This is a genomic window from Streptomyces sp. H39-S7, assembly GCF_027158205.1.
GTDB lineage: Bacteria > Actinomycetota > Actinomycetes > Streptomycetales > Streptomycetaceae > Actinacidiphila.
The window spans coordinates 1-23,938 of the sequence record NZ_JAPVLU010000013.1 but is presented as its reverse complement, the minus strand read 5'-3'; the positions used below and the strand labels follow the sequence as shown (position 1 = coordinate 23,938).

The 23,938-nt window shown below is 71.5% G+C and carries 26 protein-coding genes; 10 read left to right on the top strand and 16 right to left on the bottom strand.

Annotated elements, in window-relative coordinates; translation table 11 throughout:
• The first annotated feature begins 214 nt into the window (after window positions 1–214).
• Window positions 215–1,471: a nucleotide sugar dehydrogenase gene (locus O3X23_RS14485; RefSeq protein ID WP_269271762.1), complete on the top strand. Its 1,257-nt coding sequence runs from the start codon at window positions 215–217 to the stop codon at window positions 1,469–1,471.
• A gap of 135 nt (window positions 1,472–1,606) precedes the next feature.
• Window positions 1,607–2,179, top strand: a complete 573-nt coding sequence (locus O3X23_RS14480) for a hypothetical protein (protein ID WP_269271761.1) — start codon at window positions 1,607–1,609, stop codon at window positions 2,177–2,179.
• Window positions 2,180–2,265: 86 nt separating this feature from the next.
• Here the strand turns inward: O3X23_RS14480 and O3X23_RS14475 are convergent, their stop codons facing one another.
• The 4 genes from O3X23_RS14475 to O3X23_RS14460 all read right to left on the bottom strand — a co-directional run bounded on the left by O3X23_RS14475 (window position 2,266) and on the right by O3X23_RS14460 (window position 6,575).
• On the bottom strand, window positions 2,266–3,387 hold the full coding sequence (locus O3X23_RS14475; protein ID WP_269271760.1) for a GuaB3 family IMP dehydrogenase-related protein: 1,122 nt from the start codon (window positions 3,385–3,387) through the stop codon (window positions 2,266–2,268).
• 104 nt (window positions 3,388–3,491) lie between these two features.
• Window positions 3,492–4,994 (bottom strand): IMP dehydrogenase, encoded by a 1,503-nt coding sequence (gene guaB / locus O3X23_RS14470; protein WP_269271759.1) that lies wholly within the window; start codon window positions 4,992–4,994, stop codon window positions 3,492–3,494.
• A 111-nt stretch (window positions 4,995–5,105) separates the two neighbouring features.
• Window positions 5,106–5,735 carry a sigma-70 family RNA polymerase sigma factor gene (locus O3X23_RS14465; RefSeq protein WP_331283910.1) on the bottom strand — a complete coding sequence of 210 codons (630 nt, stop codon included), beginning with the start codon at window positions 5,733–5,735 and terminating at the stop codon, window positions 5,106–5,108.
• A gap of 228 nt (window positions 5,736–5,963) precedes the next feature.
• Window positions 5,964–6,575 (bottom strand): response regulator transcription factor, encoded by a 612-nt coding sequence (locus tag O3X23_RS14460; protein ID WP_003948568.1) that lies wholly within the window; start codon window positions 6,573–6,575, stop codon window positions 5,964–5,966.
• A 498-nt stretch (window positions 6,576–7,073) separates the two neighbouring features.
• Between O3X23_RS14460 and O3X23_RS14455 the strand changes: the two genes are divergently transcribed.
• Window positions 7,074–7,382, top strand: a complete 309-nt coding sequence (locus O3X23_RS14455) for a WhiB family transcriptional regulator (RefSeq protein ID WP_138352947.1) — start codon at window positions 7,074–7,076, stop codon at window positions 7,380–7,382.
• A 49-nt stretch (window positions 7,383–7,431) separates the two neighbouring features.
• On the opposite strand, the gene O3X23_RS14450 is transcribed toward O3X23_RS14455, so the two are convergent.
• On the bottom strand, window positions 7,432–8,337 hold the full coding sequence (locus O3X23_RS14450; RefSeq protein WP_269271757.1) for a LysR family transcriptional regulator: 906 nt from the start codon (window positions 8,335–8,337) through the stop codon (window positions 7,432–7,434).
• Window positions 8,338–8,420: 83 nt separating this feature from the next.
• On the opposite strand from O3X23_RS14450, the gene O3X23_RS14445 reads away from it, so the two are divergent.
• The 5 genes from O3X23_RS14445 (at window position 8,421) to O3X23_RS14425 (ending at window position 12,483) form a co-directional block, all read left to right on the top strand.
• A complete protein-coding gene (locus O3X23_RS14445; protein ID WP_269271756.1) occupies window positions 8,421–9,530 on the top strand; it encodes an aminotransferase class V-fold PLP-dependent enzyme in 1,110 nt (369 codons plus the stop codon).
• Between the two features lie 65 nt (window positions 9,531–9,595).
• Complete coding sequence (locus O3X23_RS14440; protein ID WP_269271755.1) at window positions 9,596–10,261, top strand: MOSC domain-containing protein; 666 nt, start codon at window positions 9,596–9,598, stop codon at window positions 10,259–10,261.
• A gap of 9 nt (window positions 10,262–10,270) precedes the next feature.
• Window positions 10,271–10,921 carry an MOSC domain-containing protein gene (locus O3X23_RS14435; protein WP_269271754.1) on the top strand — a complete coding sequence of 217 codons (651 nt, stop codon included), beginning with the start codon at window positions 10,271–10,273 and terminating at the stop codon, window positions 10,919–10,921.
• 9 nt (window positions 10,922–10,930) lie between these two features.
• Window positions 10,931–11,704, top strand: coding sequence for an SDR family NAD(P)-dependent oxidoreductase (locus O3X23_RS14430; protein WP_269271753.1), 774 nt, complete (start codon window positions 10,931–10,933; stop codon window positions 11,702–11,704).
• 77 nt (window positions 11,705–11,781) lie between these two features.
• The gene (locus tag O3X23_RS14425) at window positions 11,782–12,483 is read left to right on the top strand and encodes an ester cyclase (RefSeq protein ID WP_269271752.1); all 702 of its coding nucleotides are present in this window, start codon (window positions 11,782–11,784) and stop codon (window positions 12,481–12,483) included.
• A 77-nt stretch (window positions 12,484–12,560) separates the two neighbouring features.
• Here the strand turns inward: O3X23_RS14425 and groL are convergent, their stop codons facing one another.
• Window positions 12,561–14,186 carry a chaperonin GroEL gene (groL, locus tag O3X23_RS14420; RefSeq protein WP_269271751.1) on the bottom strand — a complete coding sequence of 542 codons (1,626 nt, stop codon included), beginning with the start codon at window positions 14,184–14,186 and terminating at the stop codon, window positions 12,561–12,563.
• A gap of 109 nt (window positions 14,187–14,295) precedes the next feature.
• A complete protein-coding gene (gene groES, locus O3X23_RS14415; protein WP_138352939.1) occupies window positions 14,296–14,604 on the bottom strand; it encodes a co-chaperone GroES in 309 nt (102 codons plus the stop codon).
• 227 nt (window positions 14,605–14,831) lie between these two features.
• Between groES and O3X23_RS14410 the strand changes: the two genes are divergently transcribed.
• Window positions 14,832–16,040, top strand: a complete 1,209-nt coding sequence (locus O3X23_RS14410; protein WP_269271750.1) for a class I SAM-dependent methyltransferase — start codon at window positions 14,832–14,834, stop codon at window positions 16,038–16,040.
• On the opposite strand, the gene O3X23_RS14405 is transcribed toward O3X23_RS14410, so the two are convergent.
• From O3X23_RS14405 to tsaB, 5 genes are read right to left on the bottom strand one after another with little or no spacing between them, the layout of a single operon-like run.
• Window positions 16,031–16,873 (bottom strand): polysaccharide deacetylase family protein, encoded by an 843-nt coding sequence (locus O3X23_RS14405; RefSeq protein ID WP_443047851.1) that lies wholly within the window; start codon window positions 16,871–16,873, stop codon window positions 16,031–16,033. The two genes, O3X23_RS14410 and O3X23_RS14405, sit on opposite strands and share 10 nt — an antisense overlap.
• A gap of 9 nt (window positions 16,874–16,882) precedes the next feature.
• Complete coding sequence (locus O3X23_RS14400; RefSeq protein WP_269271748.1) at window positions 16,883–17,134, bottom strand: hypothetical protein; 252 nt, start codon at window positions 17,132–17,134, stop codon at window positions 16,883–16,885.
• Window positions 17,134–18,240 (bottom strand): tRNA (adenosine(37)-N6)-threonylcarbamoyltransferase complex transferase subunit TsaD, encoded by a 1,107-nt coding sequence (gene tsaD / locus O3X23_RS14395; protein ID WP_269271747.1) that lies wholly within the window; start codon window positions 18,238–18,240, stop codon window positions 17,134–17,136. Before tsaD ends, O3X23_RS14400 begins: the two co-directional genes overlap by 1 nt.
• Window positions 18,233–18,718 carry a ribosomal protein S18-alanine N-acetyltransferase gene (gene rimI, locus O3X23_RS14390; RefSeq protein ID WP_269271904.1) on the bottom strand — a complete coding sequence of 162 codons (486 nt, stop codon included), beginning with the start codon at window positions 18,716–18,718 and terminating at the stop codon, window positions 18,233–18,235. The genes tsaD and rimI overlap by 8 nt, the downstream gene beginning before the upstream one ends.
• 17 nt (window positions 18,719–18,735) lie before the next feature.
• Window positions 18,736–19,398, bottom strand: coding sequence for a tRNA (adenosine(37)-N6)-threonylcarbamoyltransferase complex dimerization subunit type 1 TsaB (gene tsaB / locus O3X23_RS14385; protein ID WP_269271746.1), 663 nt, complete (start codon window positions 19,396–19,398; stop codon window positions 18,736–18,738).
• A 152-nt stretch (window positions 19,399–19,550) separates the two neighbouring features.
• On the opposite strand from tsaB, the gene O3X23_RS14380 reads away from it, so the two are divergent.
• Window positions 19,551–20,108, top strand: coding sequence for a hypothetical protein (locus tag O3X23_RS14380; RefSeq protein WP_269271745.1), 558 nt, complete (start codon window positions 19,551–19,553; stop codon window positions 20,106–20,108).
• Window positions 20,109–20,189: 81 nt separating this feature from the next.
• Here the strand turns inward: O3X23_RS14380 and O3X23_RS14375 are convergent, their stop codons facing one another.
• The 4 genes from O3X23_RS14375 to alr all read right to left on the bottom strand — a co-directional run bounded on the left by O3X23_RS14375 (window position 20,190) and on the right by alr (window position 23,584).
• Window positions 20,190–20,384, bottom strand: coding sequence for a hypothetical protein (locus O3X23_RS14375; RefSeq protein WP_269271744.1), 195 nt, complete (start codon window positions 20,382–20,384; stop codon window positions 20,190–20,192).
• A 118-nt stretch (window positions 20,385–20,502) separates the two neighbouring features.
• A complete protein-coding gene (tsaE, locus tag O3X23_RS14370) occupies window positions 20,503–21,099 on the bottom strand; it encodes a tRNA (adenosine(37)-N6)-threonylcarbamoyltransferase complex ATPase subunit type 1 TsaE (protein WP_269271743.1) in 597 nt (198 codons plus the stop codon).
• 87 nt (window positions 21,100–21,186) lie between these two features.
• On the bottom strand, window positions 21,187–22,410 hold the full coding sequence (locus tag O3X23_RS14365; RefSeq protein WP_269271742.1) for an alpha/beta fold hydrolase: 1,224 nt from the start codon (window positions 22,408–22,410) through the stop codon (window positions 21,187–21,189).
• A gap of 16 nt (window positions 22,411–22,426) precedes the next feature.
• Window positions 22,427–23,584 (bottom strand): alanine racemase, encoded by a 1,158-nt coding sequence (alr, locus tag O3X23_RS14360; RefSeq protein WP_269271741.1) that lies wholly within the window; start codon window positions 23,582–23,584, stop codon window positions 22,427–22,429.
• Window positions 23,585–23,938 lie beyond the last annotated feature (354 nt).

Genomic DNA, 23,938 nt, shown 5'->3' with positions numbered 1-23,938 from the left:
CCTGTTGTGGAGCAGGTGCGTGCGCCCCGTCACTCGATAGTGACCGCCACAAGGTCCGGCAGCCACCTCTGCAGGTTCCGGCACCCCCGGATCGGTCCCTCGTCCGTGGAGCGGAACCCCCGCGATACCGGCGCGCCGTGCAGTCATATCAGCGTTATGTCTGGTTAGCCTGTTTTCAAGCCATTCGTGGCTGCTAGGGAGAGGACTGACCCCCATGCCCGCAGACCTCGCCGTCATCGGACTCGGCCGCGCCGGGATCCTCCTCGCCCAAGCGGCCGCCGCCGCCGGAGTCGGCGTCATCGGATACGACGCCGACGAGCGGACCGCCGCCGACATCAACGCCGGCCGCGTCCCCGCCGGCTCCCTCACCGCGGCCGACATCCGCCGCATGCTCGCCGCCGGATTCCGCGCCACCTCCGACCCCTCCGTGCTCGGCCGGGTCAGGACCGCGGTGATCTGCGCCCCCACCCCGCTCGGCGCCGACCGCGCCCTCGACCTCAGCTCCGTGGCGGCCGCCGCACGGGCGCTCGCCACGCATCTGCGGCCGCACACCACCGTGGTGCTCGAATCCACCGCCTACCCCGGCACCACCGAGGAAGTCCTCCTCCCCATCCTGGAGGAGTCCGGCCTGCGGGCCGGCCGCGACTTCCACCTTGCCTACTCCCCCAGCCGCGTCGACCCCGGCAGCCGGGACCACCACATCCCCAACACCCCCAAGGTCATCGGCGGTTACACCTCCGCCTGCACCGAGGCCGCCGCCGCGTTCTACGGGCGCTTCGTCGAACGCGTCGTCCGGGCCCGCGGGCTGCGCGAGGCCGAGACGGTCAAGCTGCTGGAGACCAACTACCGGCACGTCAACATCGCCTTCGCCAACGAGATGGCGGTCTTCTGCCACGACGTCGGCGTCGACCTGTGGGACGTCATCCGCTGCGCGGAGACCAAGCCGTTCGGCTTCCAGGCGTTCCGGCCGGGCCCCGGCGTCGGCGGACCGGGCGTCGCCCTCGACCCCAACTACGTCGCCACCCGGGCCCGCACCCCCGGCTACCCGCTGCGCATCGTCGAGCTGGCCCAGGAGGTCAACGGCCGCATGCCGCGCTACGTCGTCCAGCGCGCGGCCGCCCTGCTGAACGAGCACGGCAAGTCACTGCGCGGCGCCCGCGTCCTGCTGCTGGGCGTCACCTACAAGGCCGACCTGGCCGACCAGGAGAACGCCCCCGCCCGCGAGATCGGCTCCCGGCTCATCGAACTGGGCGCCCAGATCTGCTACCACGACCCCTACGTCCCCGAATGGCGCGTCCTGGACCGCCCCATCCCCCGCGCCGACTCCCTGTGGGAAGCCGCCGCCGACGCGGACCTGACGCTCCTGCTGCAGCACCACCGCACGTACGACCTCCAAGGCCTCGCCGTCAAGGCCCAGTTGCTCCTCGACACCCGCGGCGCGACCCCCGTGGGGGCCGCCGCCCGCTTGTAGCGGACCGGTAGCGGTCACGTAACGGCCCCACGAAACGTCTTGTCGCACTGTCATATCGGACTGCTAGCCTTCGGGGCCGTTGTTCGCACGCGCCACTCCGTGCGATCCAAACCTTCCATCCCCGGGGGACCCACCATGAGCCAGTCGTACCCACCGCCACCGCAGCAGGGCGGCAACCCCTACGGCCAGCAGCAGCCGTACGGACAGCCGCAGCCGGGCGGATTCCCGCAGCAGGGCCAGCCGGGCCAGCAGCCCGGCGGCTTCGGCGGCGGCTACCCGCCCCCGGCCCCGCTGCCGCCGGCCCGCAGCAACGTGGGCCTCGGCATCCTCGTCGGTGTCCTCGCGATGATCGTCGCCGCGCTGGCGTACGGCGGACTCATCAAGCTGACCGAGCACGAGATCGGCTACGCGGCGCTCGGCGTCGGCGCCCTGGTCGGTGTCGCGCTCGGCAAGGTCGGCGGCCGCAACCCGATCCTGCCGTTCCTCGGCATCCCGCTCGCCCTGCTCGGCGTCTACCTGGGCCAGATCTTCGGCATAGCGCTGACCATCGCCGACCTGCCCGGCGCCCCCGACGTCATGACGATCCTCACGGACCACTTCGACCTCGTGCAGGAGGCATGGAAGGAGAACGTCGGCGGCATGGACATCCTCTTCTTCGGCCTCGCCGGCCTCGAGGGCTTCGTCATCGCCAAGCGCGTCGCGGCCTGATCAGACTCGGAGGGCCCGGCCCCCGACCGCAAGAGGCCCGGACCGCAACGGTGCGGGCCGGGCCTCTTCACGTCAGCGCGAGCGCATCAGCGCGTGTGCGCCGGCGACACCGTCACCTCGACCCGCTGGAACTCCTTCAGGTCCGAGTAGCCCGTCGTGGCCATCGAACGGCGCAGCGCGCCGAAGAAGTTCATCGAGCCGTTCGGCGCGTGCGACGGGCCGAGCAGGATCTCCTCCGTCGTGCCGGCGGTGCCGAGATTCATCCGCTTGCCGCGCGGCAGCTCCGGGTTGACCGCCTCCATGCCCCAGTGGAACCCGCGCCCCGGCGCGTCCGTGGCACGGGCCAGCGGGGAGCCCATCATCACGGCGTCGGCGCCGCAGGCGATCGCCTTCGGCAGGTCGCCGCTGGAGCCGAAGCCACCGTCGGCGATGACGTGTACGTACCGGCCGCCGGACTCGTCCATGTAGTCGCGGCGGGCGGCCGCGACGTCCGCGACGGCGGTCGCCATCGGGACCTGGATGCCGAGCACGGCGCGCGTGGTGTGCGCGGCGCCGCCGCCGAAGCCGACCAGCACACCGGCGGCGCCGGTCCGCATGAGGTGCAGCGCGGCGGTGTAGGTGGCGCAGCCGCCGACGATGACCGGCACGTCCAGCTCGTAGATGAACTGCTTGAGGTTGAGCGGCTCGTGCGAGCCCGAGACGTGCTCCGCCGAGACCGTGGTGCCGCGGATCACGAAGATGTCCACGCCCGCGTCCACGACGGCCTTGGAGAACTGCGCGGTGCGCTGCGGCGAGAGCGCGGCGGCCGTGACGACACCGGCGTCCCGCACCTCCTTGATGCGCTGCCCGATCAGCTCTTCCCTGATCGGCGCCGCGTAGATCTCCTGGAGGCGGGCGGTCGCGGCCGTCTCGTCCAGTTCGGCGATCTCGGCGAGCAGCGGCTCAGGGTCGTCGTACCGGGTCCACAGACCCTCGAGGTTGAGTACGCCCACACCGCCCAGGTTTCCGATGCGGATCGCGGTCTCGGGGGAGACCACGGAGTCCATCGGGGCGGCGAGGAAGGGGAGCTCGAAGCGGTAGGCGTCGATCTGCCAGGCGATCGAGACCTCCTTCGGGTCCCGGGTGCGGCGGCTGGGGACGACGGCGATGTCGTCGAATGCGTACGCCCTGCGGCCGCGCTTGCCCCGCCCGATCTCGATCTCAGTCACTGTTGGCCCTTCTTCGCTGGTCTACCCGCCCAGTATCCCCGAGCGGGCAGGCGGAAGCCCGCAGACCATCGGTCCGCGGGCTCCACTGACGTTCCGGCCGTCGGTCAGCGGCCGTGGTAGTTCGGCGCCTCGACGGTCATCTGGATGTCGTGCGGGTGGCTCTCCTTGAGACCGGCGGAGGTGATCCGCACGAAGCGGCCCTTGGTCGCCATCTCGTCGACGCTGGCCGCGCCGACGTAGCCCATGGTCTGGCGCAGGCCGCCGACGAGCTGGTGCAGCACCGCGGAGAGCGGGCCGCGGTACGGGACCTGCCCCTCGATGCCCTCGGGGACGAGCTTGTCGTCCGAGGAGACCTCGGCCTGGAAGTAGCGGTCCTTGGAGTAGGACAGGCCCTGGCCGCGGGACTGCATCGCGCCGAGCGAACCCATGCCGCGGTAGGACTTGAACTGCTTGCCGTTGATGAAGAGCAGCTCGCCGGGGCTCTCCTCGCAACCGGCCAGCAGGCTGCCGAGCATCACGGTGTCGGCGCCCGCCGCGAGGGCCTTGCCGATGTCGCCGGAGTACTGCAGGCCGCCGTCGCCGATGACGGGGACGCCCGCGGCCTGACAGGCCACGGCCGCCTCGTAGATCGCGGTGACCTGGGGGACGCCGATGCCGGCGACCACGCGGGTGGTACAGATCGAGCCGGGGCCGACGCCGACCTTGACGCCGTCCGCGCCGGCGTCGATCAGGGCCTGGGCACCGTCACGGGTGGCGATGTTGCCGCCGATGACGTCGACCGGGACACTCGACTTGATCTTGGAGATCCAGCTCAGCGCGTTGCTGTTGTGGCCGTGCGAGGTGTCCACGATCAGGAAGTCGACACCCGCCGCGACCAGGCCCTGGGCGCGCTCCAGCGCCTCGGGGCTGGCGCCGACGGCCGCGCCGACCAGCAGCCGGCCCTCGGCGTCCTTGGCGGCGAGGGGGTACTTCTCGGCCTTGACGAAGTCCTTGACGGTGATCAGGCCCTTGAGCCGGCCCTCGTCGTCGACCAGCGGAAGCTTCTCGATCTTGTGGCGGCGCAGCAGGCCGATCGCGTCCACGCCGGAGATGCCGACCTTGCCGGTGACCAGCGGCATGGGCGTCATGACCTCGCGCACCTGGCGCGAGCGGTCGCTCTCGAAGGCCATGTCGCGGTTGGTGACGATGCCGAGCAGCTTGCCCGCGGCGTCGGTGACGGGGACACCGCTGATGCGGAACTTGGCGCAGAGCGCGTCCGCCTCGGCGAGCGTCGCGTCCGGGTGCACGGTGATCGGGTCGGTCACCATGCCGGACTCGGAGCGCTTGACGAGGTCGACCTGGTTGACCTGGTCCTCGATCGACAGGTTGCGGTGGAGCACGCCCACGCCGCCCTGCCGCGCCATGGCGATGGCCATCCGCGCCTCGGTGACCTTGTCCATCGCGGCGGACAGCAGCGGGATGTTGACCCGGACGTTGCGCGAGATACGGGAGGCGGTGTCGACCTGGTTCGGGAGCACCTCGGAGGCACCCGGCAGCAGCAGCACGTCGTCGTACGTGAGGCCGAGCATCGCGAATTTCTCGGGTACCCCTGCGGCGTTCAGAGTCATGACACCTTCCCAATGGTCTTGCCCGGCGAGTTGTTCAATGCTAGTGGACTCCGCCGGCATTCCCCGCTGCGAAGCCGGGACCTGGGGACCAGCACCGGCTGAGCAGCGGTTCTACGCGCTGAGACCCCGGGGATCGCCGCCGGTCGAGGCCTCCGCGGACTCCTCCGCGATGGCGCGCAGCCTGCTGAGGGCGCGGTGCTGGGCAACCCGGACGGCCCCGGGCGACATCCCCAGAACCTGCCCGGTCTCCTCGGCGCTGAGGCCGACCGCGACCCGGAGCAGCACCAGTTCCCGCTGGTGCTCCGGGAGGTTGGCGAGCAGCTTCTTGGCCCAGGCCGCGTCGCTGCTGAGCAGCGCGCGCTCCTCGGGGCCGAGCGAGTCGTCCGGCTTCTCCGGCATCTCGTCGGAGGGCACGGCGGTACTGCCCGGCCCGCGCATGGCGGCCCGCTGCAGATCCGCGACCTTGTGGGCGGCGATGGCGAAGACGAACGCCTCGAACGGCCGCCCCTGGTCGCGATAGCGCGGCAGCGCGCACAGCACGGCGAGGCAGACCTCCTGCGTGAGGTCGTCCACGAAGTGACGAGCATCACCGGGCAATCGGGACAGTCGGCCGCGGCAGTACCGTTCGGCCAACGGGTGCACGAGGGCCAGCAGATCATGGGTCGCCTGCTCGTCACCATCGACCGCACTGCGGACGAGGGCGCCGAAGGCTGCGTTGTCGCCGTTGGCCTCGTCTCGCATCGGTCCATGGTGCCTGGCCGCAGGACTTTCTGCCGCATCGCGTGAGTCCTTGTGCACCGAAGCGTTATGCGCGGGGGCGTCGGCCGCCTTCACGGCGTCCCCCCGCTGCCCCGCCCGCCGATCCCCGAGGAAGTCCATACGTCAAGCATGCGTCCTCGCTCGGGAAACCGGTACGAGCGGGGCGGCTCCACCCGAAAGCCCACCGCTCATGGCCCTGGGTCCCCGGTCCTATCGGACCAGGCCCCAGCGGAACCCGAGCGCCACCGCGTGGGCCCGGTCGGACGCGCCGAGTTTCTTGAACAGCCGCCGGGCGTGCGTCTTGACGGTGTCCTCGGAGAGGAAGAGCTCGCGGCCGATCTCGGCGTTGGAGCGTCCATGGCTCATGCCTTCGAGCACCTGGATCTCGCGCGCGGTCAGGGTCGGCGCGGCGCCCATCTCGGCGGAGCGCAGCCGGCGCGGGGCCAGCCGCCAGGTCGGGTCGGCGAGGGCCTGGGTGACGGTGGCCCGCAGCTCGGCGCGCGAGGCGTCCTTGTGCAAGTACCCCCGGGCACCGGCCGCGACGGCGAGCGCCACGCCGTCCAGGTCCTCGGCGACGGTGAGCATGATGATGCGGGCGCCCGGGTCCGCGGAGAGCAGCCGGCGCACGGTCTCGACACCGCCGAGGCCGGGCATCCGGACGTCCATGAGAATGAGGTCCGAGCGGTCGGCGCCCCAGCGGCGGAGGACTTCCTCGCCGTTGGCCGCGGTCGTTACACGCTCGACGCCGGGCACGGTCGCGACCGCGCGGCGCAGGGCCTCTCGGGCGAGCGGGGAGTCGTCACAGACGAGGACGGAAGTCATGCCCGCCCTCCGCAGCTGAACCGCGTCACGTTGAGCCTCCAGGCTGTACGAAACTTCACCGTTGGGGCTGACGGCGTCGGGCATGTGCCCGAATCGTTCGTCCGCCAACCACTTCCGTACTCTCAACGACCCTCACTCGAAAGAGTTACGGAGTTTGGCTGCAGTAGCCAGCACTCTACGTGAGGGACCGAATACGGATCAGCCGCAGAGCGGGTCCACGGGGCGCACTCCGAGCGGCCGCGGAAGCACTTCGCGCGCCCATGTGCCGGACATGCATCCCGCCGAACGGGTCCTATGTCTGAGTTTGAACTATTCGGATGCTCTTTGGCGCAATGCGCGGTGTTCGCGGCTAAATTTGTGATGAGTCATATTTACATCTACTTAGACAGTAGATGTACGGTCGAGAGCACCTGGGGCCCGCTTGGCAGTGCGCGGACGGTCCGGGGATCGACCGGGCAGGACCCTGGCTCCCCAACACACCCTTCGAGGGGATGAGCAATGGCAGACTTCTCCCGCCTTCCGGGCCCGAACGCCGATCTATGGGACTGGCAGCTCGTCGCGGCTTGCCGCGGCGTCGACAGCTCCCTGTTCTTCCACCCAGAAGGCGAGCGCGGCGCCGCCAGAAGCGCCCGCGAGGCCTCCGCGAAGGAGGTCTGCATGCGGTGCCCGGTGCGTGCGGAGTGCGCGACGCACGCACTGGCCGTCCGAGAGCCCTACGGGGTGTGGGGCGGCCTCACGGAGGACGAGCGCGAAGAGATGATGGGCCGCTCGCGGCACCGGCTGCTCACCATGCAGCCGACGAACTGAAGAATCGTTTCTTCGGGTTCCCTCCACGGCACCCCCATGACGACAGGTCCTAGCGCAGGCCTGCCCGAGCCAGTCGGCCGAGCATCATGTCCACGGCCGGCACCTGAGCCAGGTCGGGCAGCGTGAGGGCCACCACCTCACGCTGCACGGCCGGGAGCACCTCCAGCACCGCGACCCCCTTGGGCCGCACCGCCTCCAGCGCCAGCTCGGGCAGCACCGCCACGCCGAGCCCGGCCGCGACCAGGCCCACCACCGCCGGATAGTCGTCCGTCGCGAAGTCGATGCGCGGGGTGAAGCCCGCGCGCTCGCAGACCTCCACCAGATGGCGGCGGCAGCGCGGGCACCCCGCGATCCACTCCTCCTCCGCCAGCTCCTCGATCCGCACCGGCCGGTCCCCCGCCGCGAGCCGGTGCCCCGCGGGCACCAGTCCGACCAGCCGGTCGGTCAGCAGCGGCCGGACGACGAGGTCGTCCCACTGCTCCTCCGCGGGAGTCGGCAGATCCACGTACCGGAACGCCAGCGTGATGTCGCAGTCCCCCGCCCGGAGCATCTCCACGGACTTCGGCGGCTCCGCCTCGACCAGCGAGATCTTGGTGCCGGGGTGCGCGGCGCGCATCCCCGCGACAGCGGTCGGCACCAGCGTCGAGCTGCCCGAGGGGAACGACGACAGCCGCACCCGTCCGGCGCGCAGCCCCGCGATGGCCGCGACCTCCTCCTCGGCGGCCGTCAGGCCCGCCAGGATCCCGGCCGCGTGCCGGACCAGCGCCTCGCCGGCCTCCGTCAGCCGCATCTCCCGACCGGTCCTGATCAGCAGGGTCGTCCCCGCGGACAGTTCCAGTGCCTTCATCTGCTGGCTGACGGCGGGCTGGGTGCAGCCCAGCTCCCGGGCGGCGGCGGAGAACGAACCGGTCCTGGCCACGGCGCGGAGCACCCTGAGATGACGTGCCTCGATCATGCTCCAACCATAAGCGATGCTTGGGTATACGTCTAAGTAACTGGCAATGGACTTTGAGAGCGGGGAGCGGCAGGCTCGAAGGTATGAACCCTTTGCTGAGCACGGGCGCCACGGACGGCACGGATGGCGGAGTCGGGGCGGCCGGGTTGGGTGACGGCGCGTTCGCAGCGATCGCGCCGGGCACGACGTACCTCAACACCGCCACCATGGGGCTGCCGCCCGCCCGGACGGCCGAAGCGCTGCACCTCGCCGTCGACGACTGCGCCGCCGGGCGGCCGCCCCTCGACCGGTACGAGGCCGCCGTCGGCGCCGCCCGCGCGTCCTTCGCCCGGCTGCTGTCCACCCCCGTCGAACGGGTCGCCATCGGCTCGACCGTCTCCGCGAGCGTCGGCAAGATCGCCGCGCGGCTGCCGGCGGGCTCCGACGTGCTCGTCGCCGACGGCGACTTCAGCTCCCTGGTGAACCCGTTCGCCGGCCGCGGTGACCTGGCGCTGCGCTCCGTCCCGCTGGCGAACCTGGCGGCCGAGGTGCGGCCGGGTACGGCGCTCGTCGCCGTCAGCGCCGTCCAGTCCGCCGACGGCCGCGTCGCCGACCTCCCGGCGATCCGCGCCGCGGCGGCCGCGCACGGTGCGCGCACGCTCGTCGACGCCACCCAGGCGGCCGGCTGGCTGCCGCTCAGCGCGTCCGACGACGACTACGTCGTCTGCGGCTCCTTCAAATGGCTCCTCGGCGCGCACGGCGTCTCCTTCCTCACCGTCCGCCCCGGCTCGGAGGACGGCCTTTCCCCCGCGTTCGCCGGCTGGTACGCGGGCGACGACCCCTGGGCGGAGTGCTACGGCCCGATCACCCGCCTGGCGGCGACGGCCCGGCAGTTCGACGGGTCGCCGGCGTATCTCGGGTTCGTGGCGGCGGCCGCTTCGCTGACGCTGATCGAGGAGGTGGGGGTGGAGGCGATCCACCGCCACGACGTGGCTCTGGCGACGGCGTTCCGGGGTGGGGTGGAGGCGCTGGGGTACTCGCCGATCGGGGAGGGCGGTTCGGCGATCGTGTCCGTGCCGGGGTTGCCCGCGGCCGGCCTGGCGGAGGCGGGGGTGGTGCTGTCGGAGCGGGCGGGGAACCTGCGGTTCGCTTTCCACCTGTACAACACGTCGGCCGACGTGGAGCGCGTGCTGGCTGTCCTGCGGACGGCTTGAGCGGGGCGGCCCGGGGGCGACGTAACCCGATTCCCGCCGGAGGCGGCCCCGCCTACAGTCGGAGCATGATGCTGCTATCGGTCAACGTCGGTGTTCCGCGGGCCAATCCGTGGAAGGGGATCGTCGCTACCGGGATCGACAAGCGGCCCGTGGCCGGGCCGGTGAGGGTCGGGGCGCCGGGGGCCAAGGGGAGCGGGGCCGTGGGGCTGGAGGGGGACCGGGCGTATGACGTGAAACATCACGGGGGGAACGACCAGGCCGTGTACGCGTACGCGCGGGAGGACCTCGACGGGTGGGAGGAAGAGCTCGGGCGGGAGCTTCCCAGCGGGGTGTTCGGGGAGAACCTCACGACGGTCGGCCTGGATGTGAACGGCGCGCTGATCGGGGAGCGGTGGCGGGTCGGGGGCGAGGTGGTGCTGGAGGTGTCGGCGCCGCGGATCCCGTGTGTGACGTTCGAGGGGTGGCTGGACCGACCGGGCTGGCTCAAGCGGTTCACCGCGGCCGCGGTGCCCGGGGCGTATCTGCGGGTGGTCACGGCGGGTGAGATCCGCGCGGGGGACGCGATGGAGATCGTCGGGCGGCCGGAGCACGACGTGACGGTCGCGGTGGCGTTCCGGGCGCTGACCGCCGAGCCGGAACTGCTGCCGCGGCTGGTCGTGGCCGGCGCGCTGCCCGCGGAGGATCTGGAGCGGATCCGCCGGAGGGTCGCCGGGCGCCGACCGCGAACGTAAGGTGCGTGCATGGCGCGACTCCTGTCACTCAACATCGGCCGCTCGACGGCCGTCGACTACTCGGACCCCGGGCGGACCGGGATCGACAAGCGGCCGGTCGAGGGGCCGGTGGCGGTGGCCGATCCAGGGCCGCAGGGGGTGGCGGGGAGTGGGCTCGCGGGGGACGACATCGCCGACCGGCGTTTTCACGGCGGGGACGACCAGGCCGTGTACGCGTACGCGCGGGAGGACCTGGACCGGTGGGAGGGGTCGCTCGGGCGCGAGCTCCGCAACGGGGTGTTCGGGGAGAACTTCACGACGGTCGGGGTGGACATCAACTCCGCGCTGGTCGGGGAGCGGTGGCGGGTCGGTGAGGTGGTGCTGGAGGTGACCTCGCCGCGGATCCCGTGCCGGACCTTCGCCGTGTGGCTGGGCGAGAAGGGCTGGGTGCGGCGCTTCACCCAGGACGCCAGGCCCGGCGCCTATCTGCGGGTCGTCGAGCCGGGTGAGGTGCGGGCCGGCGACGGGATAACCGTGCTGTCGCGGCCCGATCACGAGGTGACCGTCGAGTTCCTGTTCCGGGCGCTGACGACGCGGGCGGAGCTGCTGCCGCGGACGATGGTGGCGATCGACGTGATCAACAGGGCGTACGCGGAATCGATCCGCAAGCGGCTCGGCTAACTTCGTGGGATGACGACTTCACTGATCACCGGCGCGACAGCAGGGATCGGCGCCGCCTTCGCGCGCCGGCTGGCGGCCGACGGGCACAACCTGGTGCTGGTTGCCAGGGACGCCGAGCGGCTGCGGAAGCAGGCGGCCGAACTGCACGATCGGCACGGCATCGAGGCAGAGGTGCTCTCCGCCGATCTGTCGCGGGACGACGGGATCGCGGCCGTCGAGTCACGGCTCGCGGACCGGACCGATGCGGTGGATCTGCTCATCAACAACGCCGGGTTCGGCAACAAGGGGCGCTACCTCGAGGTCTCGATGGCCGACGAGCTGACCATGCTCAAGGTGCACTGCGAGGCGGTGCTGCGGCTGACGAGCGCGGCGGCGGAAGGCATGCGGGAGCGGGGACGTGGCGGCGTGGTGAACGTCGCGTCGGTCGCCGCCTTCGTGCCGCGCGGTACGTACGGGGCGAGCAAGGCGTGGGTCGTGCAGTTCACCCAGGGCGCGTCGAAGGATCTGGCGGGGACCGGCGTACGGCTGATGGCGCTCTGCCCCGGCTTCGTGCGGACTGAATTCCATGAGCGTGCCGGGATGGGGACGGACAACATCCCGGGCTGGATGTGGCTGGACGCGGACAAGCTGGTCGCGACGGCGCTCAAGGACCTGGCTCGCGGGAAGACGCTGTCCGTGCCGGACCCGAGGTACAAGACGCTGATGGGCCTGGTGAAGCTGGCGCCGCGCGGCCTGCTCGGCGGGGTCTCCTCCAGGACAGGCCGCAAGTACGGGCCGCAGTAGCCGCTGCCCGGCGATATCTGCGAAAGGCTCATTTATTACTAAAATGGACGTATTCCACCCGGCTCGGGAGGTACGCCATGCAGTTCACACAGATCATCGACTTCAAGACCGACCAGTTCAACGACATGAACCAGCTCATGGACCGCTGGGTCGAACAGACCAAGGGCAAGCGGACCGCGAGCCACAGCGTCCTCGGCAAGGACCGCGCCGACGCGTCCCACTACGTCGAGATCGTGGAATTCCCGTCGTACGAAGAAGCAATGAAGAATTCCCGGCTTCCGGAGACGGAGCGGATCTTCCAGGAGATGGTGGCGCTCTGCGACGGGATGCCTACGTTCACGGACCTGGACGTGGTCCGGGACGAACAGCTCAACAAGGCGGCCTGCCTCCGGTTCTTCGAAGAGATCTGCAATGACGGCAATATGGACGCCATCGAGGAGATCTTCGCGGCCGGCTACCACGATCACGACCCCAACAACGAGACGGACACCATGGGGACCGCCGCGCTGCGCGAGGAGGTCGCCGGATACCGGGCGGGGTTCGACTTCCGGTTCACGGTCGACGACCAGCTCGCCGAAGGGGACTGTGTATCGACCCGGTGGACCTGGGCCGCCACCCACGTCGGCGAGTTCCGGGGCATGCCGCCCACCAACCGGTCGGCCGAGATGACAGGCCAGACGGTCTTCCGGTTCCAGGACGGGATGATCATGGAATCCTGGTGGAACCACGACATGCTCGGCCTGCTGACCAAGCTCGGCGTGATCGAGATGCCGCACTAGCCGGCGGCACAGCGAAAGGCCCCTGCTCCCGCCGGGCGGCGGGAGCAGGGGCCTTCGCGCGACAGAGCGCTACAACGTCAGTGCGAGTGGCCGTGGCCGCCGTGACCGGCGTCGCCCTCGTCCTCGGCCGGCTTCTCGACGACCAGGGTCTCGGTCGTGAGCAGCAGGGCCGCGATGGAAGCGGCGTTCTCCAGCGCGGAGCGGGTGACCTTGACCGGGTCGATGACGCCGGCCTTCATGAGGTCGCCGTACTCGTTGGTGGCGGCGTTGAAGCCGTGACCGGCCTCCAGCTCCGCGACCTTGGCGGTGATGACGTAGCCCTCGAGGCCCGCGTTCTCCGCGATCCAGCGAAGCGGCTCGACAGCGGCGCGGCGGACGACCGCGACACCCGTGGCCTCGTCGCCGGACAGGCCGAGGTTGCCCTCGAGGACCTTGACGGCGTGGACGAGAGCGGAGCCACCGCCGGAGACGATGCCCTCCTCGACCGCGGCACGGGTCGCCGAGATGGCGTCCTCGAGACGGTGCTTCTTCTCCTTGAGCTCCACCTCGGTGGCCGCGCCGACCTTGATGACGCAGACGCCGCCGGCGAGCTTCGCGAGGCGCTCCTGGAGCTTCTCGCGGTCCCAGTCGGAGTCGGTTCCGGCGATCTCGGCCTTGATCTGGCCGACACGGCCGTCGATCTCGGCCTTGTCACCGGCACCGTCGACGATGGTGGTGTCGTCCTTGGTGATGGTCACGCGGCGGGCGGTGCCCAGCAGGTCGAGACCGGCCTGGTCGAGCTTGAGGCCGACCTCTTCGGCGATGACGGTCGCACCGGTGAGGGTGGCGATGTCGCCGAGCATGGCCTTGCGGCGGTCGCCGAAGCCCGGGGCCTTCACCGCGACGGCGTTGAAGGTGCCGCGGATCTTGTTGACGACGAGGGTGGAGAGCGCCTCGCCCTCGACGTCCTCGGCGATGATCAGCAGCGGCTTGGACGCGCCGGCCTGGATGACCTTCTCCAGCAGCGGCAGCAGGTCCTGGATCGAGGTGATCTTGCCCTGGTGGATCAGGATGTACGGGTCGTCGAGGACGGCCTCCATACGCTCCTGGTCGCTGACGAAGTAGGGCGACAGGTAGCCCTTGTCGAAGGCCATGCCCTCGGTGAAGTCCAGCTCCAGGCCGAAGGTGTTGGACTCCTCGACGGTGATGACACCGTCCTTGCCGACCTTGTCCATCGCCTCGGCGATGAGCTCGCCGACCTGCTTGTCCTGGGCGGACAGCCCGGCGACGGCCGCGATGTCTTCCTTGCCCTCGATCGCGCGGGCGGTCTTCAGCAGCTCCTCGGAGACAGCCTTGACCGCGGCGTCGATGCCCTTCTTCAGGGAGGCGGGGGAAGCGCCGGCGGCGACGTTGCGCAGGCCCTCGCGGACCAGTGCCTGGGCCAGCACGGTGGCGGTGGTGGTGCCGTCACCCGCGATGTCGTTGGTCTTGGTCGCCACCTCCTTCACGAGCTGGGCGCCAAGGTTCTCGTACGGGTCGTCGAGCTCGACCTCACGGGCGATGGTGACACCGTCGTTGGTGATGGTCGGCGCGCCGAACTTCTTGTCGATGACGACGTTGCGGCCCTTGGGACCGATCGTCACCTTCACGGTGTCGGCAAGCTTGTTGACGCCACGCTCAAGGGCGCGACGGGCGTCCTCGTCAAACTTCAGGATCTTCGGCACTGCGTCCTACCTCGTCTTTTCCTCGTCAAAGACCAAACCCCGGGCGCCGGGTCAGTAGACACGGATCACCCGGGGGAAGGTCACGGCTGCTGCTAGTGGTGAAGCAGACCTACTTCTCGATGACCGCGAGAACGTCGCGGGCCGAGAGGACGAGGTACTCCTCGCCGTTGTACTTCACCTCGGTGCCGCCGTACTTGCTGTACAGCACGACGTCGCCGACGGAAACGTCGAGCGGAAGACGGTTACCGTCCTCGAAGCGGCCCGGGCCCACGGCCAGGACGACGCCCTCCTGGGGCTTCTCCTTGGCGGTGTCCGGGATGACCAGGCCGGAGGCCGTGGTCTGCTCAGCCTCGAGCGCCTGGACCACGATGCGGTCCTCGAGCGGCTTGATGGCAACCTTGCTGCTGGCGGTCGTCACGTTCCGACCTCCCCCTTCAAAGGGCTAACGGGAGTGTCTGTCTGGGTGGCGACCTGGTAGGCCCGTCGTCGCGGGTGCCGGACCTGCCCGTCGCTGTTGTGCTGGCACTCGGCAGTGCTGAGTGCCAGACCCGAGACTAGGACGGCTTTAGCACTCGGTCAAGCGGAGTGCCAACGGAGCGCCGCCGATCGGTGCCGCCGGCCTCCGTTCTGGAGGACAATCGGAGCGTGGATCTCGACGCGTTCTCCTCACTGCTGACCCCCGCGGGGCAGGCCCTGCTGGGGTCGCTGCGCGATTACGACCCCGCCCGCGAACTGGCGGAGGCGACCCGGCTGCGGCGCGAACATCCCGCGGAACTCGTGTCCGCCGCGCTCGGCCAGGCACGGCTGCGGCAGCGTGCGGAGGCGAAGTTCGGGGCGGACGCGTACCGGATGTACTTCACCCCCGACGGGGTGGAACAAGCCACCCGCACCGAGGTGGCGGAGTACCGGGCGGAGCGCTTCAAGGCCCTGGGCGTCCGGCGGCTGGCCGATCTGTGCTGCGGGATCGGCGGGGACGCCATCGCGCTGGCACGGGCCGGCGTCGAGGTGCTGGCGGTCGACCGTGACCCGCTGACCTGCGCGGTTGCGCGGGCCAACGCGCAGTCGCTGGGACTGGCCCGCCTCATCGAGGTGCGCTGCGCCGATGTGGCCGAGGTCGCCACGAGCGGCTACGACGCCGTCTTCGTCGACCCGGCCAGGCGCGGCGGCAGATCAGGAGGCAGATCAGGAAGTGGCCGGATCTTTGATCCGGAGGCGTACTCGCCGACGCTGTCCTGGGCGATCGGGGCCGCCCGTGAAGTGCCGGTCGCCGCCCTGAAGGTCGCGCCCGGCATCCCGCACGAGGCCGTCCCCGACGACGCGGGGGCGGAGTGGATCTCCTACCGCGGCGACGTGAAGGAGGCCGTGCTGTGGTTCGGCAAGGACCCCGGCTCGGTGAGCGCCACCCTGCTGCCCGCCACCACGACCCTGTGGACCGGCACCCCGCTCCCTGACCCGCCCGCCGGCCCGGTCGGCCGGTATCTCTACGAGCCGGACGGCGCGGTGATCCGCGCGCACCTGGTCGCGGAGGTCGCGGAGCAGGTCGGCGGGCGGCTGATCGACGAGACGATCGCGTACGTCACCGCCGACGAGCTGCGCCCGACGCCGTACGCGACGGCGTACGAGATCACCGACGTGCTGCCGTTCGGCCTCAAGAGGCTGAAGGCGCTGCTGCGGCAGCGCGGCGTCGGCGTCGCCGTCATCAAGAAGCGCGGCTCCGCCATCGAGCCGGAGGAGCTGCGCAAGAAGCTCCGGCTGGAGGGCCCGCACTCGGTGACGGTCTTCCTGACCCGTGTGGCGGGCGCGCCGTCGATGCTGCTGGGCCGGCCGGTGAAGGACCCGGCGTCTCAGACGTAGTCCTCCAGGCGCGCCACGGTGAAGCCCTGGTCGGATATCTCCCGCAGCATGTTGGCGGTCATCTCCGTCATGGAGGTGCCCTTGAGCTCCGACGGGCCGCGGAAGTGCGCCAGGATGATGTCGCCGGGGTGCAGCTTCTTGTCGCCGCGCTGGTACTGCATGCCCTTGATCTGCATGGACTCGCGCCACAGGACGATCGCCTGGACCCCGCAGGACTTCGCGGCGGTCTTGGTGGCCTCGTTCAGGTTGCCGTAGGGCGGACGGAAGAGGCGGGGCGCGGTGCCGTACTCGGCCTTCAGCTTCGTCTGCTGGGTGCATATCTCGTGGCGCTGCGCGGACTCCGGCTCGGTCCGCAGGTTCGGGTGCGTCAGCGTGTGGTTCTGTATCGGGTTGCCGAGCTTCTGGAGCGGCTTGAAGTAGCCGTAATCGCTCCGGATGATGTCGTCGGTCAGGAACATCGTGAAGGGCACCTTCAGTTCGCCCATCATGGTGACGAACTTCGGGTCCTTCTCCGCGCCGTCGTCGAAGGTGACGAAGACGATCTTCTCCTTGGTGGGTATGTCACTGACCACCGGCGGCACCCCGGTACCGGTCTTCACCGGCTTCACCTTCGGCGGGGCCGGGACCGGCGCCATCGGCTTGATCCTCCACTTGCGGAAAGCGGCGGCGGTGCCGGCGTCCTCGCCGGGCGCCGGGCTCCCGTCCCGCGAGGGGGCGGCGGCAGGACCCGTCCCGGGGGCTGGCGGCGCGGCCTTCGGCGAGGACGAACCCGCCGAGCACCCGGTGACGAGCAGGAGACCGGAAACGATCAACCCTGCCGCTTTTATGTGCATTTTCAAGCCCTATGCTGTTCGTTCAAACCGCCATCTGTGTACTGAACGATGCAGAAAAGCGGCCGGGGGTTCCGCCAGTTCGGGCAACTCGGCCTCGTAGGGCGCGTCCCACCAGGTGATGACGAGCACCCGCTCACCGGGTGCGGAGAAGTGCTCGCGGCGCAGCGGGACGGGCGCCAGCTCCTGGGCGCGGACCCATTCCAGCAGCTCGGCGCCGCGCCCCTCGGCGGCCCGCGCCTCCCACATCAGGGCGACGGTCATCAGTACAGGTTGTCCTTGCTCAGCTCGTGGACGTGGTCGTGCGAGTGAGGGGAAGGGTGTGAGTGGCCCGGTACGGAGACCTCGGTGACGGGCAGTGAGGAGTCGGCCGGCAGGTCCCAGGTCGACGCCGGACGGTTGCGCGCCACCATCTCCGCGCCGAGCGCCGCGACCATGGCGCCGTTGTCCGTGCACAGCTCCCGCCGCGGCACCCGCAGCACGATGCCCGCGTCCTCGCAGCGCTCCAGGGCCAGCGAGCGCAGCCGCGAGTTGGCCGCGACGCCGCCGCCGATCATCAGGTGGTCCACGCCGTTCTCCTTGCAGGCCCGCAGCGCCTTGCGGGTCAGCACGTCCACCACCGCCTCCTGGAACGACGCGGCCACGTCCGCGACCGGCACGTCCATGCCCTCGCGGCGCCGCGCCTCGACCCAGCGGGCGACGGCCGTCTTCAGCCCGGAGAAGGAGAAGTCGTACGGCGCGTCCCGCGGGCCGGTCAGGCCGCGCGGGAACCTGATGGCCTTCGGGTCGCCGTCGCGGGCGTGCCGGTCGATGGCCGGGCCGCCGGGGAAGCCGAGGCCCAGCACCCGGGCGACCTTGTCGAACGCCTCCCCCGCCGCGTCGTCGATCGTCGAGCCCAGCGGCCGCACGTCACTGGTGATGTCGGGCGCGAGCAGCAGCGACGAGTGCCCGCCGGAGACCAGCAGCGCCATCGTCGGCTCGGGCAGCGCGCCGTGCTCCAACTGGTCCACGCAGATGTGCGAGGCGAGGTGGTTGACCCCGTAGAGCGGCTTGCCGAGCGCGTAGGCGTACGCCTTGGCGGCGCTCACCCCCACCAGCAGCGCGCCCGCGAGCCCGGGGCCCGCGGTGACGGCGATGCCGTCGAGGTCGCTCGCCGCGACCCCCGCCTCCTTCAGGGCGCGCTGGATCGTGGGGACCATCGCCTCCAGATGGGCCCGGCTGGCGATCTCGGGCACCACGCCGCCGTAGCGCGCGTGGTCGTCGACACTGGACGCCACCGCGTCGGCGAGCAGGGTGTGCCCGCGGACGATGCCGACACCGGTCTCGTCGCAGGAGGTCTCGATACCGAGGACAAGCGGCTCGTCAGCCATCAGTAGTGGTTCCTTGTACGGAGGAGGGTTCGGTCATGCGCATCACGAGGGCGTCGACGTTGCCCGGTTGGTAGTAGCCCTTGCGGAAGCCGATCGGCTCGAAGCCGAAGCGCTCGTAGAGCCGTTGGGCGCGGAGGTTGTCGACGCGGACCTCGAGCAGTACCTCGTGGCACTCGAAGGCGGTGGCCTGCTGCATCAGGTCGGCGAGGAGGCGGGAGCCGAGGCCGGAGCCCCAGTGGTCGCGGGCGGCGGCGATGGTCTGCACGTCGCCGGTCCCGGCGATCGCCGCGAGTCCCGCGTACCCGACCAGCCGGCCCCCGTTCCCCCCGGCATCCTCTTCGGCCACGATGTAGTGCCGGCTCGCCAGCGGGTGCCGCGCGTCGGCCAGCTCGGACCAGAACATGCCGCGCGACCAGGCGTCCTCGGGGAAGAGCTCCCGTTCCAGCTCCATCACCCGGTCCAGGTCCCACCAGCGCATCTCGCGCAGTGTCACCGTCACTTGGGCAGGACCGCCTTGTAGCCGGCGGGCACCTGCGCGTCGGGCCGCCGCAGGTACAGCGGCAGCGCGGGCGCGAACTCCGCGCCCTCCGCGAGCCGTACGGCGCCGAGTGCGGCCAGCGCACCGGCGGACTGGTGCTCGGGGGCCCGGACGTCCGTGAAGACCTCCGGGTACAGGGCGGCTCCGGCGCCGACGGCGGGCAGCCCCGCGACCGTCCCCGCGAGGTCGGCGGGACGGTCGACGGCCGGCTCGGTCACGCGCTCGCGGGGGCTGTCGTAGCGGGCCCAGTAGACCTCTTTGCGGCGGGCGTCGGTCGCCACCACGAAGGGGCCGTCGACTCCGGCGAGACCGGCCGCGTAGGCGATCCCGTCGAGGGTGCAGACGCCGTGCACGGGCACCCCGAGCGCGTCGCCGAACGCGGCGGCGGTCACCAGCCCGACCCGCAGCCCCGTGTACGGCCCGGGACCGGTTCCGACGACGATGCCGGTCACGTCGCCGATCGCCGCGCCGGCCTCGCCCAGCACCCGGTCGACGGCCGGCATGAGCAGTTCTCCGTGCCGCCGGGCGTCGACGACCGTCGACTCGGCAAGCACCCGCCGACCGTCGTGGAGCGCGGCGGTCACAGCGGGGGTGGCGGTATCAAAAGCAAGCAGAAGCACGGTGCCACCCTACGGCCCCGCCCCGGCCGCGGCGGCGGGCAGGCGCGGCCGTGACACCGGCCGCCCGGCGCCCGCTCACGCGGTCATCCGGCGGGCCCCGGCTGCTACCGTCGACCACAGCCCGCAAACCCCTCCGGAGGAGCGAACCAACCGTGCCAAGGATCGGGTCGGGGACCCTCGTGACAGGCCTCACCGCTGCCGCGCTCGCCGTCATCGCCGTACTGGCCGTCCAGGCCTCCGGTTCCGCGGCCGACCGTCCGGCGACGGCCATCCCCTCGAACCCGGCCTCCACCGCGCCCCCGGCCAAGGTGCCGCCGGTCGCGAAGGTGCCGCCGCTGCCCGCCCAGTCCGGCACCGGCAAGCGCGTGGTCTACGGGCTGACGGACCGGCGGGTCTGGCTGGTGGGGGACGACAACAAGGTGCTGCGCACCTTCCTCGTCGCGCCGGGCAGTGTCGATCCCGTGCCCGGCCGGTACAAGGTCACCTCACGCACCGCGCGCGGCACCGGCGGTGACGGGGTCGCGATCGAGCACGTCGTCCGGTTCGCGACCGTCGGGAGCACCGTCATAGGCTTCAGCGCGGCGGTCGACGCCTCGATGCCCAGCCCGGACGCGCGGAAGAAGACCGGCGGTATCCGTGAGAAGCCCGCCGACGGTGACGCGCTGTGGAAGCTCGCGGTGGTCGACACGAGGATCGTCGTCGTCCGCTGAGCGGGCGATCGAGCCGTCGGGCCATCGAGCCATCCGGCCGGGGGCGCGGATTCCACCGAACGAGTGAGCGGCCGTCGGCTGCTACGCGGCGTCGCGCCGCTCGCCGTCCTTCTCGTCCGGCGGGGTGGAGACGGCCGTCGCCGCCGCGCCCGCCGCCAGCAGCGCGCTCATCGACGGCAGGGCCGGGATCGCGGGAACCTTGGGAACCGCGGGGGCAGCCGGAACCGCTGGGACTGCGGCGGGCTTCGGGGCGCCCGAAGTGCCATGAGCCGGCATGCGTGCCTCCTGAGGGAATGTAGGCAGCCTCGACCAACATCTGCACTCCCATGCGACCACGCCGGACCACCCGCGCGCAACATCTTCCCGACACGTTGTCGGAAGGCCCCGCGCCCGGTCACGCCCTCAGCGGCGAAAGGTCCTGGTTGACCCAGCGTCGACCGATACCGGTGACCGTCACCTCGCGCACGTCATCCGCGTCGGATGCGGCGTCGGGATCGGCCTTGACGTCCGGGTCGGCGTCCGGGTCGGTGCCGGTGGTGTCGTACGGTCCGGCTGCCCCCAGCGTCCGCGAGATGACGACCTGCAGCCGGGCCTCGGACAGCTCCTCGACCTTGCCCTCGCCCCACTCGACGACGACCACCGACTCCGGCAGCGACACGTCGAGGTCCAGGTCCTCCATCTCGTCGAGACCGCCGGCCAGCCGGTACGCGTCCACGTGCACCAGGGCGGGCCCGCCGCTGAGCGACGGGTGCACCCGGGCGATCACGAAGGTCGGCGAGGTCACCGCCCCCCGCACCCCGAGGCCCTCCCCCAGGCCGCGGGTCAGCGTCGTCTTGCCCGCACCCAGTTCGCCGCTGAGGAGAACCAGGTCTCCGGGGAGCAGCAGCCCGGCGAGAGCCCGGCCCAACTCCCGCATACGGTCGGGGGTCCGGATCGTGAGGCGGACGGATACGGAGTCGTCAGCGGTGTGCTGACCGTGCAGCGGTTCCATGTCCGCGAATGTTACGCGGCGTGGCGGAGCCGGACCCGGCCGTCGGCCGGGAGGGCGGCCGCCCGTGACCGGCCGGCCGTTCGGGTCTCACGCCTCCTGGACCGCCGCCCGTACCTCGGGGAGGCCCAACTCCCTTACCGCGCGCGGCAGCGGGGCCTGGACGGCGTCCGCCGCGCGGGCCAGCAGGGCGGCCAGATGGGCGTTCACCAGTTCCGGATACTCCAGCATCACCAGGTGGCCGGCGTTCTCGACGATCACCAGTTCCGCGGCGGGCAGCCGCTCGGCGATGTCGGCGCTGTGGTCGCTCGGCGTGAGCAGATCCTTGTCCCCGGCCAGCACGAGCGCGGGCTTGCCGTCGAGCACGGCCAGCGCGTCCGCCTTCTCGTGCTGGATGAAGGCCGGGTAGAACTCGGCGACGACGTCGATGGGCGTCCCCTCGATCAGCCGCTCGGCGAACCGGCCCACGGACGCGTCGACCTCCGAAGCGAACGAGTACCGCTTCACGATGCCCGCGAAGAGGTCCGCGGTGGCCCGCCGTCCCCGTTCCACCAGGTCCACCTGGGTGCCGAGGATCCGCAGCACGCCCGGCGCCAGCGCGCGGAACGCCCGTGCCCCGGCGGCCGGCAGCCCCATCGTCATCGCCGCCAGCTTGCCCGCGGAGGTGCCGACGAAGGCGACCCCGGCCACCCGCTCCTTCACCAGATCGGGGAACTGGTCGGCCAGCGCCATGATCGTCATGCCGCCCATCGAGTGCCCGACGAGCACCAGCGGTCCGCCGGGCGCGGCGACGTCCAGCACCGCCTTGAGGTCACGGCCGAGCTGGTCGATCGTGGCCGGCCGGCCGGCGAGCTGGTCGCGGCCGCGCTCGGAGCGCCCGTGGCTGCGCTGGTCCCAGTAGACGGCCCGGACGCTGCCGCGCAGGGCCGCCCGCTGGAAGTGCCAGGCGTCCTGGTTGAGGCAGTAGCCGTGGCAGAACACGACGGTGAGCGGCTGCGGTTCGACCCCGCCGGTCCGCTTGAAGATCCCCGACCAGCCGCGCCGCTGCACCACCACCGGCGGCTCCACGACGTCCTCGACCTCGTAGTACAGCTCGGTGCCGTCCTCGGCGGCCACCGTGCCGGGATCGCCGCGCAGCGCCCCGTACGGCCCGGCCGCGTCCAGCGCGAGCCGCGCCTTCCGGCGAATGCCCCTGCCGACGGTGAGCCGTTCCAGCGCCACGCCGGCGGCGGCGCCCGCCGCCACCACGCCGATCGCCGCACCGACGAAGCCGGCGTTCTTGCCGGCCCGTTCCCACTTCGCTCCGCTGTCCATGGTCATCGTGTTCCCGCTACTCCCCTGGTACGCGTCTCCCGTTGTCGACATAGACGCGCGGCACCCGGGTACCGATCCGCGTGACGATCTCGTAGGCAATGGTGCCCGCGGCCCGCGCCCAGTCCTCCGCGGTCGGCTCACCCCGGTCACCCGGCCCGAACAGTACTGCTTCGTCGCCCGGCCGGGCCGCGTCTCCCCCGAGATCGACGACGAACTGGTCCATCGCGACCCGGCCCGCGACCGTCCGCCACTTGCCGGCGACCAGGACGGGCCCCGAGCCCGACGCGTGCCGCGGGACGCCGGCGGCGTAACCCAGCGGAACGAGCGCCAGGGTCGTCTCGCCCGGGGTGATGTAGTGGTGGCCGTAACTGACGCCGTGCCCGCCCGGCACCCGCTTGACCGACGCCAGCCGCGCGGTCAGCGTCATCACCGGCCGCAGCCCGAAGTCGGCGGGGCCGCCGACCTGCGGCACCGGCGAGATCCCGTACATCGCGACGCCGGTGCGCACCAGGTCGAAGTGCGACTCGGGGAGGGTCAGGGTGCCCGGCGAGTTCGCCATGTGCCGCACCTCGGGGTCGAGGCCCGCGTCCGCCGCGACCGCCAGGACGGTGTGGAACGCCGCCAGCTCGTTGGCGATCGACGGGTGCCCCGGCTCGTCGGCGCACGAGAAGTGCGACCAGATGCCGGTGACCTTGATCAGCCCGTCGGTCTCGGCGGTCCGCGCGGCGGCGGTCAGCTCCGGCCAGTCGGCCGGCTGGCAGCCGTTGCGGCCCAGGCCGGTGTCGGCCTTCAGCTGCACCCTGGCCGTGCGGCCGGCCTCCCGGGCCGCCGCGCACACCTCGCGCAGCGCCCACCGGGCGCTCACCGTCACATCGATGTCGGCCTCGACGGCGGCGCGGAACGGACCGCCCGGCGTCCACAGCCAGCACAGCAGCCGGCCGCCGACGCCCGCGGCGCGCAACGCCAGCGCCTCCTCGGGCGTGGCGGCCCCGAGCCACGTCGCCCCGGCCTCCAGGGCCGCCCGCGCACACGGCACCATCCCGTGCCCGTAGGCGTCCGCCTTGACCACGGCCATCAACCCGGCGCCGGGAGCGCAGGCCCGCAGCGCCGTCACATTCGCCCGAAGCGCGGTCAGATCGATCTCCGCCCGGGCACGCATCACATCGGTGTCCATCAGCCTCAGTGTCTCAGGCCCAGGCCCTGGCCTGCGCGGGCGGCACGGGGCCCTGCGCGGTGGGCGGTGCGGGGTGCGGGGTGCCGGGTGCGGGTCGGGGGCCGGGCCCTCCGGGGGTGGGCTTCGACGTCGACCATTCAGGTCCCCCAACCTTCGGCCGGGGGCGCCCCCAGCGGCCCACAAATAGCTCGGCAGCATTTCGAAACCCACCCCCTGCGGACCCGTCCCCCTCGCGTCCAACCCCGCGGCCCGGTCCGCCGGGACAGCTCAGCCGCCCGCGACCTGCCGCCAGGCGGCCGGGAGGGCCGAGGCGATGTCCTGGGCCGAGAAGGTGGCGGAGCCCGACGCCAGACG